Genomic DNA, 17,817 nt, shown 5'->3' on the forward strand with positions numbered 1-17,817 from the left:
GCCGGCGTTCGCACCGCCGCTGTTGGGGGCGTCCTTGATCCTGACCCGTTCATCGACCAGCCCGGAGAGCGCAGGCCGCCGCGAGCACGCGGCTGCGGATTGCAGCAGCCACGAATGCTTACGTGCGCGGGTCTGTACGGGGACCATCCTTTCAGGAGGATCTGCCAATGAGCTCAACACGGTGCGCGACCGCCAAGGACTGATGATGCGCTGGCATCCAGCGCACTGATTCACCTTCATGCCCAAATTCAGGCAGGGCTCTCAAAGAGCTCCCCGATTCCTGCCGACAACGCCTACGAACACGCTGCGCAACCACCCGAAGAAACCGCGGATGCCTCAACCCCGGTGAACTTCGAAGAGTCACCAAGTCGCATCCGGCGACATCTTGCTACCGAGCGTGCACGATTACGAAGTGCCGCTGGAGTACTAGCCTCGCTATAAGCCACTGGTCTCATCACACCCTGCCGCGCAGGGTTTCGCCGCGCCGGTGAACTGAGCGGGGGTAAGCCCGTAATGTCTGACGAACGTCCGGTTCAGATGGCTGCTGTCAGTGAATTGCCATCGAACGGCCACTTTCGCGAGGGATCTGCCGCTACCGAGGGCCAGGTCTCGGCGCACTCCTTCCAGGCGTCGTCGGCGTACATAAGCCATAGCTGATTCTCCGGTTGCTGCGAACGCCCGATGTAGGGAACGGACTGAGATGTGTAATTCACGAGCCATGGCTGCGGGAGACAGGTCGGGATCCTGGAGATGTTCGTCCGCGTGACGGCGAGCGAGCTGCACCAGACTGGGTAACCGATTTGCGTCATTACCGTTGGCAACCTTGTGGAGCAATCCGTGCAGGAGCTCTACAACAGCGTCACGAGCGGCCTGGGCCCCGCTGTTGCTGAGTGAGGGTCGTAGTTCATGGGTGAGCGCAAGATGGCTGAGCAGAAGACGGGCCTCGGGCAGTGTCAGAGAGCCGGTGAGCTCCGCGTCGTCCAGCAAGGAAGGGAGGGCTTCCGCAGGCATACCGATGACGTGGGCCGTGGTCTCCGGCGCGATCTCGAAGCCGGTCAGGGGGATCGAGCGACGGAGCAGGAAACGGCGATGCCCGATGGAGGTTTCTTCCCTGACGCCGGCCAGGGCCCACGATCCGTGATGCACTGCGTACAAGCGCAGCTCACCGTTCTTCCCAGTGATGACCATTCGTGAACGTTGCCTTGACCTGGCCCGCATGCGAGTGATCGTGAGGTCTTGAAGCTGGATAGTGCTCGACTCCACGGTGCACTCGGCCTCGCCTTGAAGTTTCTGTGAACCGCTATTTGCTATGAACATCTGTGCAATCTGCTGGGGTGATGTGAAGTGTCTGCGCTGACGGCTACCAGTTTGGCACGCGAATCCTAACGGCTGGCACTCCGGTACACGACGACCCCAGGCACCCATCCCTACGCTTGGTCGGATCAGCCGTGAGTAAGGATGGATTTACAATGAGCGCACAGCATGTTTCCGAGCCAGTCGACTACATCGTCGTCGGAGCGGGGGCTGCCGGATCGGTTCTGGCCGCAAGACTGAGCGAAGATCCCTCGGCATCAGTGCTTTTACTTGAGGCTGGAACAGCTCTTGAAGGTTCGGCTTTCAGCGTCCCAGCACTAGCACTTACCTTGCAGAACCCTGACTCCCCTTGGTTTTGGGGGGATTCGAGCACTCCACAGCCCGGCTTGGGAGGACGCAGCGTGCCGCTACTGGCGGCTCGGGCCCTTGGCGGTGGTAGCGCCATCAACGGGATGCTCTGGTCCCGTGGTAACGCGGCTGATTATGACGGGTGGGCAGCGGCAGGCGCAAAAGATTGGTCATGGGCTGATGTCGCAACAGTTTTCGAGCGGGTAGAGCATTTTGAGACGACTTCTCCAGAGCGAGGCGTGGGCGGGCCCATGGCCATCAGCACCCCGCGTCATGTCGATGCCTGGTCCTCGCTGGTGGCCGCCGCGGCCGATTCGGCCGGTCTGAAGATGAATCCAGATTACAACAGTGGCGTGAACGACGGCCTTGGTTCGGTTCAATCCAATATTCGTGACGGCTCGCGCCACAGTGTGCTCGATGGCTACCTAAACCCGGCTCTTGGCCGGAAGAACCTCACGGTTGTCACCGGAGCCCGGGTGGACAAGATTCAGTTCGAGGGGACGACCGCGACGGGGGTGGAGGTCTCCGGCAGCGTCACGGGCGTGCTGAAGGCCCAGCGAGCTGTGGTTCTCACCGCAGGTGCCCTGCGGAGTCCCCAAATACTCCTACGCTCCGGCGTCGGTCCGGTCGAGCATCTCCGTGAGGCCGGTGTGCGAGTCGTCCATGATCTGCCTGGCGTCGGACAAAATCTTCAGGACCACCCGCTCATCACCGGTGCGTGGACGACCACGCTGCCCATCGGTGGACCTGGGGTCACCCCTGAACGACAGTACGAATTGTTGAGGCGAGGCCCCCTCAGCACGAACTTCCAGATCTCGGCCTGGCATCGACTCGCTGCCGAGGCGCTCGCCCCGGACGTTCAATTCAGCTTTGTCAGCTACCCGGTCTCTGCAGGAGGTGAGCCGCGGACGCCAACGTCGGTGATTGTCGCGGTAGCCATGCTGCTGAATCCGCACAGCCGCGGGCAGGTCAAACTGCGGTCGGCCGATCCCGCTGAGCGCCCGTGGGTCGATCTCGGCATACTGAGCGATGATCGCGATCTTCGCACCCTGGCGGAAGGGCTGAACTGGCTGCGAGAAAAAATGTTTCGGGAAACGACTTTGGCGGAACACGTGGGAGAGCCCATCCGGCCGCCCGCCGATTCCGATATGGACGCATACGTGCGTGAGAACGCTACCTCGAGCTGGCACTTCGCCGGGACCTGCCGCATCGGCGACGATCCCCACGCCGTGGTGAGACCCGATCTTGCCGTCCACGGCCTGCAGGGATTGTATGTGGCGGATGCCTCGGTCATGCCGACCGTTCCCCGAGGTAACCCACAGGCCCCGACCATCATGATTGCGGAGAGAGCCGCAACATTTATCCGTTTCAGCAGCTGATAGGTACATCCGGTGGACCGGGATTGCCCCGTGCCTCGTTACGCCGGCAGTTGGAAGGTCCCCATTCTAGTGATGAGGGCGTCAACGCCGTCGAGCAGGAGAGCAAGACCGGTCTCAAACTCTTCTTGGATTCCGACAGCTTCAAGTTCAGCGGCCTCGGGCTCACCGGGACATCGCGATGCCCGGACGTACGCTCGCGCTCCATGCAGTGCCCACCACCTTCGGACTCAAGGCGGCCGGATGGCGGACCTGGTGCTGGAGGCATCCCATCGGGTGCACGGGCTGCTTGATCCGCCTCTGCCCGTCTCGCTGGGCGGTGCGGCTGGCACTCTGGCCGGATACCTGGAGTACGCGCGCCTGGAGGGCGGTGATCCGGGCGAGGGCTACGCCCGGACGCTGGTGGATGCCTTCGCGAAGGAGACCGGGCTGAGCCCGGTGGTCCTGCCCTGGCACGCCTTGCGAGTCCCGATCGCCGACCTGGCTTCGGCACTGGCGTTCACCACCGGGGCGCTGGCAAAGATCGCGGTCGACGTGCTGGCGATGACCCGAACCGAAGTGGGGGAGGTGAGCGAACCGGGGCGCCCGGGCCGAGGCGCGTCCTCGGCTATGCCCCACAAACGCAACCCGGTCCTATCTACCCTGATCCGCAGCGCTGCGCTTCAGTTCCCCGCCCTGGCCGGGGCACTCACGCAATGCCTGATCACTGAGGACGAGCGCTCCGGAGGGGTGTGGCACGCCGAATGGTCGCTGCTTCGCGAGTGCCTACGGCTGACCGGTGGGGCCGCTCACACCGCGGTCGAGCTCGCTCAAGGGCTGCGGGTGAACGACACGCGGATGGCCATGAACCTGGAGCTGACGGCTACCCAGATCACCTCGGAACGCCTGGGGGTGGTGTTGGCACCCGTACTGGGGCGTGGCGAGGCCCGGGACCTGCTGACCCGGGTCTGCGCCGACGCCGAATCAAGTACTGGGGGGAGCAGGGCATTGCCCCGGAGGCTGCACGATGTTCCCGCAGTCGGGGCGCGATTCAGCCTGGAAGAGTTGGAACGGTTGTGTCGCCCAGGCGACTACATCGGGCTGGCAGGCGAACTGGTTGACGATGCTCTTGGCGGACCGTATTCCGGTCGGCCGGATCAGGCGGGCATCAGGGCTGTTGCAGTGTCTGGTGCCCGATCGGAGGACTTCTGAGGTAGCCGAGGTCAGTTGGTCCAACCTTGGCGAGGGAGATGAACCGGCTGCGCCGATCGACTGCGCCGATCGACTGCACTCGGCCGAGCACAGTCGATCGGCGCAGCCGGCATAAGCGAGATACTGGGCGGCGCTGTTCGCTGAGCGTGACTTCCAGGTCCAGGATCTCGTCCGCCACCACGTCTGGGGTTTCCCGGATGTCGAACCCGTCTACCAGCAGGACCTTCCGATCTACGCCGACGCTCATGCTCCGGCCGTCACGGCCGCGATCGAGGGTTCATTGCCGAAGCGCCTGCTCCTGCAATACTCGATCTGCTTCACCCTGGCATGCACCAGTGCTGGAGCTACTGGATCAAGCACGGCATCTCTGAAGCGCCCGAAAACTTGTCAACAGTGCCTGAAACGCCCGTACCTGAATGATCGGTAGCCGGCTGGCGGACGAGCCACGGCACGTCGAAGGAAGGCCGGTCTGTGTCTGGGATCGAGCTGCGCTACGGCATCAACCCGCGCAACATGAGCGCCAGGATCAAGTTTTCTGGTGAAGGTGCTGCCTTCTCCGTCCGGCAAGGGGACCTCGGCTACATCAACGTCTTGGACGCCGTCACCGATTGAGAGGTCGTCTCCGGGGCCAACGCGGCCCTGGGCACGCCGCGGTCCTGAGCGAGGTCAGGCAGAGCATGTTCGTCCCGCAGGCATGAGTGCCCCGGGCATGTTCACGCTGGTTGTTTGTGGGTTCGGTCGGTCGTGGTCTGTTTGATCCTGTGCCGGTGGTCGGCGTTCCTTCTGATCGGTGGCGGTCAGAAGGAACGCCGATGGTGGTGGCGGTCAGAAGGAACGCCGATGGTGGTGGCGCTGTTTACACCTGGCGGGCTGGTTCGGCTTCGTATCCGGTGATGCCGGCTTCCTTCATGGCGTTCAGGACGGATGCGCGCATCAGGGTGCTTCTGGACACTTGGGGCACGGTGAAGATGTTGTGCCCTTCGAGTTTGCGGGTGGCGATGACCCATCGGATCGGGATGCCGCTGGGCCCGATGTTGGTGTGTTCCTCGTCCAGGATGTCGTGCCAGACGGGGAAGTGCGGCGCCCAGTAGGGGTGCTGCTGGCCGTCTGGGGTGGTGACCGTGACGGGAAGCCACTGGATGTCGTCGTTGGGCCCGGCCTGGTCCTGCAGGATCTGGCGGCAGCGCGGTGAGACCAGGCGCAGTCCGTTGACGGCGGCCGGCCAGTCGGGCAGGACGTTGTCGGGCGCGTCGTACTGCAGGGCGGGAACGTTCTCGATCCGGCCGGGCTCGAACATGAGCCGGTACACGAACCGGTCCGGGTCCTGGGAACCCGGGGGGCCCTTGGGAGGCATCAGGTACTGGCCGGTGAGTTCGGTAGTGATCTCGTAAAAGATGCTCATGGCTTGTTCCGGTAACACTTCCAGTAGCTGAGGCGGACGATGGTCGGGTCGTTGTCCACGACGTCCGTCACCGATCCTGGCCGGGATGCCCGGCGGGTGCGGCGGGTGGTCAATCGGTAGCTGCGTGCGGGCAGTCCGCTTCCCACTGCGGTACTGGCGGTCGTGGGCTGGGCCGCTCCCGGCAGGACAACACTCTCAGTCCCGGGACGATTCTGCGATCCGTCGAGCAGATCGTCCTGAGCCCTGAACTGCTAGGACATCAGCAGCCGGGCCCTGAGCACCCGGGCCCTGAGCAGCCGGAACCTGGGATGAAGCAGGACGCCCGCGCAGAGGAGGACGTCGTGTCCCCAGCCGCTACTGAGATCCCTGACATTCAGGGGGATGCGCCGACCGGGGTGAGCGGATCGCAGATCAGCAACCTGGCGGGGCTCCCGGCCGGCGACATGGACCGGCAACCCTTCGGCCTGGCCCATCGCCCCGCAGCACCCGGTGCAACCGTCGTGGCCAGCGAGTAGTCCTGCATTAGGGAGGAGTCCTGTATCGGGTGTGACGCTGCCGGCTGGCCTGCGGCTGCCGGCGGCGCAGCAGCGGGCCCGCTGGGACGCGGCTGTCCCTGTGGTGCAGGAGTATCCGCAGATCAACGGTAGCGATCTGCGGGTCGAGCTGGCTGCTCAGGGCTGGCATGTCAGTGATCGCACGGCCGCGCGGATCCTGAGTGGGATGAAGCAGGGCGTGCTCGTCCCGCAGGGCTGAGTACCCAGGAGCCCGGGGGCATGGTCACCACGGGGTCACACGGGGCTGGGTGTCTCTACCGCAGCATGATCGGCCGGGCATGGCTTACGGGGTCACACGGGCGTGCACGGCGCTTCTGTGGCAGGCAGCAGGCAAGATCACAAACGGTGCTCTTCCTTGTGCCGTTTCGTGTCTGAAGCACCTTGAAAACCCTGGTGGCTGCTGGGTGGCGGCTGGATGGCAGCGGGGTGCGCCAGGGGAGAGCGACGGTCTTCTGGCTGCCAACCGGCGTGTTGCGTGGAGCGTCTTAACTATGCATTGATGTACAGGAATGTCCATTACTTTCTGTATGGCATAGGCCACGATCTGATTTCCGCGATGACATCCCTTGGTGGCGTTTCTGTGGGCAGACTGTGGGTGATCATCCCGGGTGCCTGTTCTGGTGCCTCGTAATGTCTTTCTTCCAAGGGGTTTTGCGTGCGCGGATCGTCTCGTCATGCCTTTTTCCGTTTACTGGGTGTTCGTGCTGGTGATGAGTCGGAGGTGACGGCGCCGAGACCGCCGGGTGCGTTGCCGGGTGAGTCGGCGAGCTTGTTGCCGGGGTGGCTGGCGGGTGGTGGCAGGGGTCGGCGGCCGTTGTCGTTCGCGGCGGCTGGTGTGGGTGTGGCGGTGGTGTGTTCGCTGGTGCCGGTGCAGAGCGCGATGGCGGCCACGGATTCTTCGGCGCCTGTGTCGGTGAAGGCTGCGGGCGCGGATGAGCGGCCGGTGAAGCCGGCGACGTCGTACACGCCGATGACCAAGGCGCAGGAAGAGGCGTTGAAGGTCAAGGCGCTGGCAGCGGCCAAGCCTGATACCGGTAAGAAGGAGCTGGTGGGTGAGCGGACGCGGATGTCGCGGACGTTCGCTGATCCGGTGAGTGGCACGCGAGTGACGCAGCTTTCGGCCTCGCCGCTGAACTTCAAGGATGCCGATGGTGACTGGACTCCGATCGACAACACCCTCAGGGCGGACAAGGCCGGCGGCGGGTGGACCAACGGCGCCAACGAGTACGCCCTGCAACTGCCCAAGTCCCTGACCGATCCGGTGAAGATCGCTGATGGCAGCGACCAGGATGCCTTCGTGTCCCTGGAACTGGCCCCGGACAAGACCCCGGTGGATGAGCTGACGGCCACCCCAGCCCAGCGCAAGACCGCCGAAAAGGCCACTGCGACGCCGTCGGCCACTTCATCGGCCACCTCGTCGGCCAAGGCAGCCGCGGCGTCGGCTGTTGAGGTTCCGGTGCTGGATGCTCCCGAGGTCTCGGACGTTGCCGCTACGGTGAAGAAGGCCGAGGCGACTTACGCCGAGGCGCTGCCGGGTGTCGACTTCTCCTACGAGGCGATCGGGGATGCGGTCAAGGAGACCGCTCACGTGGCTTCGCTGGCCGATCTGGACGCGCTGCCGGGCGGTTCGCTGAGTTTCGCGGTCAAGACCGGCGCGGGTATGAGCTTGAAGGTCAAGGAGTTCGGGGCGGTTGACGTCCTGGGCGCTGATGGCAAGGTCGCGTTCGAGATTCCGCGACCGGTGATGAGCGACGCGCACGGTGAGCCATCCACGGCGATCACGACGCTGGTTCAGAAGGATGCCTCGGGCGATGCGTGGACGCTGACGCTGACTCCGGATCGGGAGTGGCTGGCCGCGAAGGACCGGGCGTGGCCGGTGGCGATCGACCCGACGATCGGGGTCGGGGCGCCGATGGCTACCTGCACGCTGCAGTCCAACCGGGCCGAGTCCGAGGGCCCGTTGTGCTCGGGTGCGGAGATCCTGACCCAGTGGACGGCTGCTTCGGGTAATGAGCGCCGGGCGCTGCTGCGCTTTGACAATTTGCTGGACGTGATCCCGGCCGACGCGCAGATCGCCACGGCGCGCCTGAACCTGTTCGTCGTCAACGATGCGGCCTACCCGGCCAGCGCGGTGGATGTGCGGGCTCTGACCAGTGCGTTCACGACGTCGGCGACCTGGGGCACCCGTAACGGGTCCACGGCCTGGGGTACGGCCGGTGGTGACCGTTCGGCCGATGTGTACGAGCGTAAGACCCTCACCCCGAACGGGACTTCCCAGTATCTGGATGTTTCGCGTCTGGTGCAGGAATGGACCGAAGGTGGCTCGAAGTACAACGGTTTCATCCTGAGTAAGCAGGCCTCCACCACGGGTGGGGACCTCCTGCGGTTCGGTTCGGCCCAGGCCAGTGTCCCGCCCTCGATGTATGTGGAGTGGGAACCGCGTACCGGTGTGCGCAAGGGCAACACCGCGATCGTGAGTGAGCAGCTGTCCGACCGCACCAGCATCAGCATCAACCCGGCCACCGGGAATGCGGCGCTGACCACGAAGGAACTGTCGATCGCCGGGTCGGGGATCGACCTGAACGTGGCCCACACGTCGCAGTCGCTGGACACCGATGGTCTGGGTGCTCAGGGGTATGGGTGGACGTCCTCGCTGACCGGGACCCGCTTGTGGCCCTACGCCGGTGGCACCACGGGCGCGGCGCAGACGATGTTCTACCGCGACGGCGCCGGCGCGCAGTACACCTACCTGCGTAACCAGGCCGTGAACACGCGCTGGAACCGGCCGATGGGCCTGGACAAGGACCTGAGTGTTCCGGACTCCACGCACTACGAGCTGACCGACCGCAAGTCGAACACGGTCGAGCGGTTCAAGAACATCGGCACCAGCACCGACCAGATTTATGGTCTGGAGTCGGTGGCCGACAAGAACGGGAACAAGATCACCTTCACGTACGACGCCTCGGCGCGGTCGCAGATCGACGGGACGCTGATCCTGCGTTCGGTCACCGACACGCGTGGTCGGACGTTGAGCGTGACGAACTACGACGGGTACTACGACTCGTTCATCACGGACTCCTCGAACCGCCAGGTCATCTACAACGGATCCAGCAACCAGCTGGACTCCATCACCGATATCGCCGGTGGCACGGTGAAGTACGAGTACGACGCCGCGCACCGGGTCACCGCGGTGGTGACGCCGGAGAACCTGCGCACCGAGATGACGTACGACGCCACGGGGCGGATCACCCAGCTCAAGCGCAAGAACTCGGCTGCGGCCGGGGACTCGGTCTGGACGTTCTCCTACGGCACGTACACCCGCAACGCCGACGGCAAGCCCACCATCAAGAACACGGTCACTGACCCCAACGGTCACACCACCGAATACACCGCCAACGGCCGGGGCCTGGTCTCCTCGACCAAGAACGCCCTGGGCAAGAGCGAGGCCAAGACATACTCGCCCAACGACGACGTTGCCTCCACCACCGGTGCCACCGGTGGCGGCTCGCAAACCAGCACTAACACGTTCGAGGCAGCCACCGCCGGTGACACCTACCGGATGACATCCACCAAGATCCCGACCGGCGCCACGACCACGCTGGGCTACGGAACCGGGGCCGGCACGTACGACCTGAAGACGGTCACCGACGCGCGCGGTAACGCCACCGAGTACACGTACAACACCGCACACAACCCGACCAGCGAGAAGAAGACCAACAGCGACAAAAGCGAAACCTCGACCACGGTCAGCCTGTACGAAGGTGACACCGACCCCGCCTACGGTGATGTCGTGCACTGCGGTCCCGGTACCACCCCGGCCGCGACGAAGTCCGGTGCGCTGTGCGAGAAACGAGATGCCGAGTACGCCAAGGGCACCTCACGGGCCGCAACCGGTGGCCACCGCACGGCCTACCGGTACAACACCAACGGTGAACTGACCACCACGATCCCGTCCACCGGCGGCAGCCTGGCCAACCAGACCTACACCTACGACAGCCTCTCGCGGTTGCAGACCCTGACCGACGGCAAGGGCCAGCAGACCTACTACGGCTACGACGCCATGGACCGACTCACCTACGTCCAACACGCCGACGGGTCGATCGAGTCGTACTTCTTCGGTGGTGACAACTCCGGCAAGAACAACGGCTGGCTGCGCTCCACCACCGAGTACCCCTCCAGCGGCGCCACCCCGAGCCGGACCACCAACTACGGCCGCGACGACCTGGGCCGCCAGACCGCTGTGTCCAACATCCCGCTCAGCCAGGGCACCGCGTCCCTGACCTATGACAAGGCCTCGAACCTGAAGGTCTACGACGATGCCGGCGGAACCGTCACCTACGGGTACAACGACGCCGACCAGCTCACCTCCGTCCAGCTACCCGGTGGCACCTGCACCGGCCTGACCTACGCCTCACCCGGCACAGCAGCCAGCAGGTGCATCCTGCTGCAGGTCGATGACGACGGGCGTCGTACCGGGACCAAGTACCCCGGCGGCACCAGCGTCCAGACCAACACCCTGGACAACTCCGGGCGGATCAAGCAGATCGTCGCCAAGACCGGCTCCACCCCGGTCGCCCGCCTGGACCTGACCTACTCCTACACCGAGGCCAGCAAGGACACCGGCCTGGTCAACAGCGTCACCGACGCCCAGACGGCGAAGAAGACGACCTACACCCACGACGGTCAGGACCGCCTGACCGTGGCCTCCACCGCCCCCGCCGCCGGCGGGACCGCCAGCACCTACGAGGCGTTCTGCTACAGCGCTGCCGGTAACCGCACCAAGTACTACACCGCCGCCGGCGCCACCTGCTCCACCGCCAGCCCGGCCGCCACCTACACCTACAACACCGCCAACCAGCTCACCGCAGCGACCGGGACCACCCCCACCGGAGCCACCCTGGCCGGCACCGGATTCACCTACGACGCCAACGGCAACGAAACCACCGCCAAGTCCGCGACCGGCCGCACCACCACCTACGGCGACCGCGACCAGGCCACCAGCTTCACCCCCACCGGAGGCACCGCCACCACCCAGACCTACGCCGCCTCCGGCAACGCCAACCGCCTGACCTCCGGGACCACCAGCTTCATGGCCTCACCCTTCTCACCGGCCCCGGCCTGGTCCACGACCGGCACCACCAGCACCTGGACCGTCCGCGACCCCGACGGCAAACTCCTGGCCATCCGCATCGGCGCTACCACCAGCCCCACCCAGGCGAGCGAGTACTACCCCTTCACCGATAACCTGGACAATGTGCGCACCATGGTCACCGCCGACCCCACCCTCACCACACCCAGTGCCACGTACACGTACTCCGCGTACGGGGTCACCACCTCCACCACCGGCACCTTGAACCAGCCGTACCGGTTTGGTGGCGGCTATACGGACTCTTCGACTGGGTTGATCAAAACCGGGATCCGATACTACGACCCGACGCATGGTCGATTCACACAGCAAGACCCCACCGGCCAAGAAGAACACCCCTATCTCTACTCGAAGGGGTGCCCAAGCACCTTCAACGACCCAACAGGCGCAGATACCTGCGACACTCTGGAGGGTCTTGCTGCGGGCTTTGCGTTCAGCGGCCTGGTCTTCGCTGGCATCGCTGGCACTGCTGCCATCACAGGAATCGGAGCGCCAGTGGCTGCTCTCGCAGGGCAGATAGCTCTAGGGGCCGAACTAGTAGGCGGGTCTCTCGCATTCGGTGTGTATCTCGGATGCTGATCACCCTCAGAAGTATGAGCAATACGCGACCATCAACAGGAGCTGGACAGATGAACACTTTTTCCATCACGCTGACCCTTTCAGGCTTACTGTTGATGATCGCCGCCACCATGGCTATTAACAGTCGCAATAAGGCAGCAGGGCAACGGGGGGTGAAGGAAAATCAGTACTTGTTGACGTCGGTAGTCGGGCTCGGCCTACTGTTTTTTATTGGAGGTCTGGCGACAAATTTGACATAGACCCGTCTCCTTCTGAGAAGTGGTGCCCATGCGCTGCAGGCAGTGCACCAGCACCGGAATCTTGAGCTGGTCCTAGGCGCGGCGATACCGCCCAGGGCCAGTTCTACCGGTAAACATTCAGGTGGTTGTGTGAATTAGTGGCATCCATGGGTTTCTGGTGGCGGATTTCGGTGCATCTCAAGTACGAGAGGGGAGTGGGAATAGCTTTACGGCCATACCCGCTCCCTCTGGCTTGGTCAACGGTGTCCGATTACCCTTGCCACAACATAAAAGAGGTTATGTTGGGGTTATGGGTCTCCAAGACGAGATGCCATCGAACGCGGCCGTCGATGGCATCGGCGATACCGGACTCGCGGTAGCAGCGGCACCGGAAACATCGGCTGGGGCGGTGCCAGCGGTATCCGCGGTGTCTGGGGTTCCGGCCAGCGGGGAGAGGTCGCGGTCGTCGCGGCCTCCGGGGACCTGATGGGTCGGGTGCCGGTGCAGGCGCAGCGCCTCAGCACGCTGAACGAACTGCTGGCCGGGTTCCTGGCCTCCAAGCGGTCGGTCGCCACCCGTGACGCCTACCGTGCCGATCTTCAATCGTGGGTGCTGTGGTGCGATGGCGCTGGGGTCGAGGTTCTGGCCGCCGGCATCCACCACGCCGACGTCTACCTGCGGGCTCTGGCCGACCCGCACTTGGGTGGGGATCCCCGCACCGGCCGGGTCCTGGCTCCCTCCTCGATCGGCCGGCGCGCCTCCGCCATCCACGGCTTCTACCGCTACGCCGCCCGCCAGCCTGCCGTCACCGGATCCCCCTTCACCGGCGCCCTCCGCCCGGCCACCGACGACGAGTCCATGACCAGCGGCCTCAGCCCGGACGAGGTCCGCGCCCTGATCCGTGCCGCCCGCACCGACTCACCCCGTTCCGAAGCCCTCATCACCCTCCTGGCCCTGAACGGGCTACGCATCAGCGAGGCCGTCGCCTCCCGGATCGAGGACCTGGACACCGACCGCGGACACCGGGTCCTGCGCGTGCGGCGCAAGGGAGGCAAACGCGCCAAGATCCCCCTGACCCCCGCCGCGATCCGCTCCCTCAATGCCTCCATCGTCGGCCGCACCAGCGGCCCGGCCTTCGCCACCAGCACAGGCAAAGCCCTGGACCGCTCCGAAGCTTGGCGGCTCCTGCGGCGCCTCGCGAAAAACGCAGGCATCCCCGGTGCCGAACGCATCTCGCCGCACTCGATGCGCCACACCTACGCCACCACCGCCCTGGACGCCGGCGTCCCACTGCGCGACGTCCAGGACTCCATGGGCCACACCGACCCCCGCACCACCCGGCTGTACGACCGCTCCCGCGACAACCTCGACCGCAACGCCACCTACGCCGTCGCGGCCGTACTCGCCGACGACTGACGTATGAGCAACGGGATCGGTGTCAGCATGATCAACGGGATCAGGATCGCCACCGTGCGGTCGCAACTGGTGGGGCGGCGCTCTAAGCGGTGGCGCCTCACGGATCGGTTCATAGTTCTTACAGAGATTGCGGCGTGAATCGGATTGCGGTGGGAACGGAGCGCGGGCTGGTATGACACGGACTCGACGTGAGACGTGGGAGCGGTGGGCGGTAGGGATCTTCCTGGTGATGGCCGTGTTGGATGTGGTCGACATCGTTGCGTCTGGTGAGGTGCTGTCCTGGCGCTGGCTACAGGTCGTGATGTTCCTCCTGTTCGTGCTGCTCAACGCTCAGAGGGTCCGACAGAGGAACGCTCAACAGGAAGCCTCAAAGAGCCGACCCCGCCAAAAACCTGCTCGTGATTCCGCCGCACCCCGGCCTCCTTTTAAGCAATGACCGCGTGGCCCTGGGTCCCTGGCTACTTTTGATCGCTCTCGAGGAACGTGGTCAGATCGACGCCGCGATCAGTGACCGCGCCGGACACGAGCGTGTGGCCGTTGTCGCTGCCCGTCAGAACCCGGCCCAGGCGCACACGCGTCAGGTCGGTACCGCGCAAATCGGCCCCGCGAAGGTCACACGCTGAGAAGGTGGCGTTCCGCAGAGAAGCCCCTCTCAGGTCAGCGCCCCGCAGGTTGCACATCTTGAAATGCCCACCATCGAGGGTCGCCTGCCGCAGATCGGTGCCGACGAAGGAACACCGCTCCAGGAACAGGACGTCCGGCAGCCGTAGCGGCAGCAGTTGCAGGTCGTCGAAGCTGATGCGACGCAGTGTCTGGCCGTACGCAGCACGTACCAGCATCTCGCGTGTGCCCGCTGATATCAGGCCACTCATTCCAGTGCTCTCCCGGAAACGATTATGATCCGGCCCCGAATCCTAGGCTGCTCAGGGCATCTGCCAACCCTGATTTTCGACATGCCTTGTCGACATGAGCCACCCGCAGCAACGCAGCGTGATCTTCAGCGGTAGATGGCGCGGTTCCGACGGGCGTTCCTGGCAGGTCGATTGCGCGCGACCAGCGGTATGACCGTGAGTCGCTTTGCATCGAGACGTAGGACGGCTGGTGAGGGAACCGAACCTGACAGGCTCGACGCGGGCGTCATGAGACGCCGGTGGCTACCTACGCGACGTCGGGGCGGGTCATCAATGGCGACCGCAGATGCACCTCGAGGCTGGGACTGGTCAACGGCACGGTGCTCCACGTCGCGGTCGCCGTCCCCAGAGCAGCGTCGACCAGCAGCCGGACTCGGTGCGGAGTCCTGATGACGTAGAGATCAGCGACGAACGTGTCGCTCTGCCAGGCCCCGGTGGCCAGGACCGGACGGCCTAATGGTGAGCTCTCCTGCCAGCCGCCGTGACCGACGGCGACCTCGATGGACGGCCCCAGTCGCAGTCGCCATCCCCTCTGCGTCGGCTCAACGTTCACCGCGGTCGCCTCGGGCAGAGCCGACGTCTCCGAAAAGGCGTCGATCCTGGCTGTCGCTGAGCGGGAGGGGTCTGATGAGCCCTGCACAGGAGCGAAGGACAGCCCCCGCAACCGTTCAACGAGGACGTCGTCGTCGTGAGTGCTCCCAGGGTTGCCCATGCCGGGCAGCAGGCAGTCCCGCACGGCACTAACCAGCGCCCCGTGCGGACCGTCGCCGGCGGTCACAGCGACGACCAGGTCGTGCTTGAGGTAGACCATGCACAGCTGCTCGAAGGAGCCTTCACCGCGGTATCCATCCCGCGACATCCAGAACTGGTACCCGTACCCAGCGTCGGAGTCGGCGTCGAGCACATCAACGGCCGCTGATCGGGTCTCCACGTGCCGGCTGGTCGCCAGCCGCACCCAATCCCCCGGGATGAGCTGCCGGTCCTTCCAGGCACCTTCACGCAGCAGCAGCTCACCGAACGCAGCGATGGCTTCAGTCCTCAGATGCAGGCCATGGAAGCCGAACGCGGCACCGCTGGCGACCCGGTCCCATTCGGCGTGCTCGATGCCCATCGGCTGGAAGAGGCGCTCATCGAGCAACTCAGGAAGGCTGTGGCCGGTGGCCTGCTCCACCATCCGAGCCAGGACGTAGGTGGTCGCGTTGTCGTAGACGTGCCGCGTCCCCTCGGTCTCGGTGAACGGCACCCGCAGGAAGCCTTTGGTCAGATCGCCTGGTTCGAGCCTCCACGCCTCCTGGAGGCTGTCGGTGGCGTGACCGACGGTCATGGACAGCAGGTGGTGGACGGTGATCCGCCGTCCTTGTTCTGAGACGTCGAGCGGAACGTGGTCGGGCAGGACGTCCACCACCCGGTCCTGCAGGGACAGCAGTCCGTCGGTGACCGCGAGGCCCACCGCGATCGAGGTGAACGACTTGGTCAGGGAGTACAGCAGGTGCGGACGTTCGGGGGAGTACGGCGCCCACCAGCCTTCGGCGACGACGTGGCCGTGGCGCACCACCATGATGGAGTGGCACTCGACGGACTGTGCTTGAAGCCGGTCCAGCAACGCGGCGATGGCACCAGCCGAGACACCAGACGCAGCTGGTGTCGACCGTGGCAGCAGGACCGGCTGTGAACACATTCGGGTGACCCTAGCTGGGCGGGCTGCTCAAGTCCGGAAATTTTTCGGGTGGCTGTGAGCTTCCGCAATAGATGGCGCCGTTCTGCCCCTGACTGGAGCTCTTTGCTCAGGTGGCGCCGATGACGAGGGTGCTGCGGGCGGTTTCGATGACGTCGGTGGTGATGACGGTCAGATTGTTGATCTTCATGATGCGTTCTGTCTGGGTGAAGAGCCTCTGGATGAGGCGGAAGTTGCCGCGGGTGATCCGGGCGACGGCTGCGGTGGCCTGGGTGTCGGTGAAGTCGGTGAGGTCGAGTTCCAGGCCGAGGCGGCGCCAGTGTCGGGTCAGGACGAAGGTGAGTTCGTCGCTGGTCAGGGCCTGGTAGTGGTGGGCGAATCCGATGCGGCTGTACAGCTGGGGGTAGCGGGTCAGGCGTTTTTCGATGCCGGGCATGCCGATCAGGATCAGGCCGAGGTGGTGCCGGTCGAACCGGTCGCGCAGGTGTTTCAGGGCCGAGGGGGTAAGACATTCGGCTTCGTCGACGACCAGAAATTCGACGTGATCGAGAGTGCGCCGGGCGGTAGGGCCGGCCTCGCGGTGAATGTGCTGGTCGATGCAGACGTCGACGCGGCCGGTGAGTTGCGTGGTGGTGCGAACCGACGGCGGTGACCCACTGAGCCCAGCTCTGGCCCAGGTACTCGACACCTCGCCCGTGATCACCTGGACCGGGGTGACCGCCACGGATGGCAGTTTCACCGACCTGGACTTCTGGATGGCACCGGAGCCAGGTTTCGCCCGCGTGATCATGATGGCCGGTGGCATCGCCGCCGGTCTGGTCCGCCCGCAGTACTCCTGGGGGAGCATGGGCGCGACCAGCGGCACTGACGCACTGGCCTATTTGACGCTCCGTCCCGCGCCGGAGGGGGAGCCGGCCGCTGAGATCGGTGTGTGCGGGTATGGCGGCGGCGCAGAAGCGCTCGTGGCCCGGCTGGTCGAGCGCATCGCTGCCTGGGACAACGACCTGAATGGCTCCGGCGAGCACCTGTGGATCGAAGTGCACTCCGAAGGTACCGAGCCCACGGCCGGGTCCTTGATCCAGGTTCACCGCTTGGATAACCAGATCTTCGTCGGCCGCAGCCGTGCCGGCGAACGCGTTGACCCCGGCAGGCAGTGACGGTCCCTCTCAGGTTCGCACGGCTGCCACCTTGTTCTGGGGAACGTACCCTGCACGGACGTCGGCGATCCCGACCTCAAGGGTCAGTCGTAGGACGGCCCGTCTTTTGCCCCTGGCCAGCACGCCGACCGGTTGATTGTCCCGTAGGCCGACCGCCGCAGTGCGTCCATCATTCTCGAGCCGATCCACCAGGGCCGTCACGCCGGAGTCTTGGTTGAGGGAAGGCACGTCGGGGAGCCAACCTGGATGACCGGCGGTCGCCGGTAGGAATGACGTTCACGCCACCGGCGTGGTCGCCCCGCAATACAGGCGCGCCTGTCCCACTTTGGCGGAAGGCGACAGCATCGCCTACCTTCGCTCCCGAAGACCGGGAACGGTGTCTTCACCTTCGGCCTCGTACGAGGTCGCTGGAGGGTCGCTCCACCCGCTGAATAGGTGATTCTGGTGCTCTACGCAGGCCGAACGTGGTCTTGAACTCGACCAGTGAGACCAGTCCAGTTCGCTACGCGGACGGCAGTGGTCGAGCCAAT

At 65.0% G+C, this 17,817-nt stretch carries 14 protein-coding genes and 1 pseudogene; 9 read left to right on the plus strand and 6 right to left on the minus strand.

Translation table 11 applies throughout. From position 1 onward, the window contains the following. Positions 1-435 precede the first annotated feature (435 nt). Positions 436-1,188, minus strand: a complete 753-nt coding sequence (locus LR393_RS26865; RefSeq protein WP_231487620.1) for a helix-turn-helix domain-containing protein — start codon at positions 1,186-1,188, stop codon at positions 436-438. 281 nt (positions 1,189-1,469) lie between these two features. Between LR393_RS26865 and LR393_RS26870 the strand changes: the two genes are divergently transcribed. From LR393_RS26870 to LR393_RS26880, 3 genes and pseudogenes are all read left to right on the plus strand, one after another. Continuing rightward, positions 1,470-3,041: a GMC family oxidoreductase gene (locus tag LR393_RS26870; protein ID WP_231487621.1), complete on the plus strand. Its 1,572-nt coding sequence runs from the start codon at positions 1,470-1,472 to the stop codon at positions 3,039-3,041. A 160-nt stretch (positions 3,042-3,201) separates the two neighbouring features. Then, a pseudogene (locus LR393_RS26875) lies at positions 3,202-4,229 on the plus strand (lyase family protein); the annotation flags it as partial. Positions 4,230-4,700: 471 nt separating this feature from the next. Next, the gene (locus LR393_RS26880) at positions 4,701-4,841 is read left to right on the plus strand and encodes a hypothetical protein (RefSeq protein ID WP_231487624.1); all 141 of its coding nucleotides are present in this window, start codon (positions 4,701-4,703) and stop codon (positions 4,839-4,841) included. A 244-nt stretch (positions 4,842-5,085) separates the two neighbouring features. On the opposite strand, the gene LR393_RS26885 is transcribed toward LR393_RS26880, so the two are convergent. Then, positions 5,086-5,631: a hypothetical protein gene (locus LR393_RS26885; protein ID WP_231487626.1), complete on the minus strand. Its 546-nt coding sequence runs from the start codon at positions 5,629-5,631 to the stop codon at positions 5,086-5,088. A gap of 341 nt (positions 5,632-5,972) precedes the next feature. Between LR393_RS26885 and LR393_RS26890 the strand changes: the two genes are divergently transcribed. Together LR393_RS26890 and LR393_RS26895 are read left to right on the plus strand one after the other, a co-directional pair. After that, a complete protein-coding gene (locus LR393_RS26890; RefSeq protein WP_231487627.1) occupies positions 5,973-6,146 on the plus strand; it encodes a hypothetical protein in 174 nt (57 codons plus the stop codon). 31 nt (positions 6,147-6,177) lie between these two features. Continuing rightward, complete coding sequence (locus LR393_RS26895; RefSeq protein ID WP_231487629.1) at positions 6,178-6,384, plus strand: hypothetical protein; 207 nt, start codon at positions 6,178-6,180, stop codon at positions 6,382-6,384. A gap of 473 nt (positions 6,385-6,857) precedes the next feature. Here LR393_RS26895 and LR393_RS26900 read toward each other — a convergent pair whose 3' ends face one another. Beyond that, complete coding sequence (locus tag LR393_RS26900; RefSeq protein ID WP_231487631.1) at positions 6,858-7,151, minus strand: hypothetical protein; 294 nt, start codon at positions 7,149-7,151, stop codon at positions 6,858-6,860. On the opposite strand from LR393_RS26900, the gene LR393_RS36700 reads away from it, so the two are divergent. The 3 genes from LR393_RS36700 to LR393_RS26920 all read left to right on the plus strand — a co-directional run bounded on the left by LR393_RS36700 (position 7,129) and on the right by LR393_RS26920 (position 13,544). Continuing rightward, a complete protein-coding gene (locus tag LR393_RS36700; protein ID WP_331282994.1) occupies positions 7,129-11,910 on the plus strand; it encodes an RHS repeat-associated core domain-containing protein in 4,782 nt (1,593 codons plus the stop codon). The two genes, LR393_RS26900 and LR393_RS36700, sit on opposite strands and share 23 nt — an antisense overlap. Before the next feature lie 50 nt (positions 11,911-11,960). Continuing rightward, on the plus strand, positions 11,961-12,149 hold the full coding sequence (locus LR393_RS26915) for a hypothetical protein (protein WP_231487632.1): 189 nt from the start codon (positions 11,961-11,963) through the stop codon (positions 12,147-12,149). A 465-nt stretch (positions 12,150-12,614) separates the two neighbouring features. Then, positions 12,615-13,544 carry a tyrosine-type recombinase/integrase gene (locus LR393_RS26920; RefSeq protein ID WP_231487636.1) on the plus strand — a complete coding sequence of 310 codons (930 nt, stop codon included), beginning with the start codon at positions 12,615-12,617 and terminating at the stop codon, positions 13,542-13,544. Positions 13,545-14,002: 458 nt separating this feature from the next. Here the strand turns inward: LR393_RS26920 and LR393_RS26925 are convergent, their stop codons facing one another. The 3 genes from LR393_RS26925 to LR393_RS26935 all read right to left on the minus strand — a co-directional run bounded on the left by LR393_RS26925 (position 14,003) and on the right by LR393_RS26935 (position 16,854). After that, positions 14,003-14,383, minus strand: a complete 381-nt coding sequence (locus LR393_RS26925) for a pentapeptide repeat-containing protein (protein WP_231487638.1) — start codon at positions 14,381-14,383, stop codon at positions 14,003-14,005. 319 nt (positions 14,384-14,702) lie between these two features. After that, positions 14,703-16,058: a serine hydrolase domain-containing protein gene (locus tag LR393_RS26930; RefSeq protein WP_231487640.1), complete on the minus strand. Its 1,356-nt coding sequence runs from the start codon at positions 16,056-16,058 to the stop codon at positions 14,703-14,705. Between the two features lie 181 nt (positions 16,059-16,239). Continuing rightward, the gene (locus tag LR393_RS26935) at positions 16,240-16,854 is read right to left on the minus strand and encodes an AAA family ATPase (RefSeq protein WP_231487641.1); all 615 of its coding nucleotides are present in this window, start codon (positions 16,852-16,854) and stop codon (positions 16,240-16,242) included. Here LR393_RS26935 and LR393_RS26940 point away from each other — a divergent pair. Further along, on the plus strand, positions 16,826-17,287 hold the full coding sequence (locus LR393_RS26940) for a hypothetical protein (protein ID WP_231487643.1): 462 nt from the start codon (positions 16,826-16,828) through the stop codon (positions 17,285-17,287). The genes LR393_RS26935 and LR393_RS26940 overlap by 29 nt on opposite strands. Positions 17,288-17,817: the final 530 nt, after the last annotated feature.

The sequence above is a fragment of the Kineosporia mesophila genome (assembly GCF_021129235.1).
GTDB lineage: Bacteria > Actinomycetota > Actinomycetes > Actinomycetales > Kineosporiaceae > Kineosporia > Kineosporia mesophila.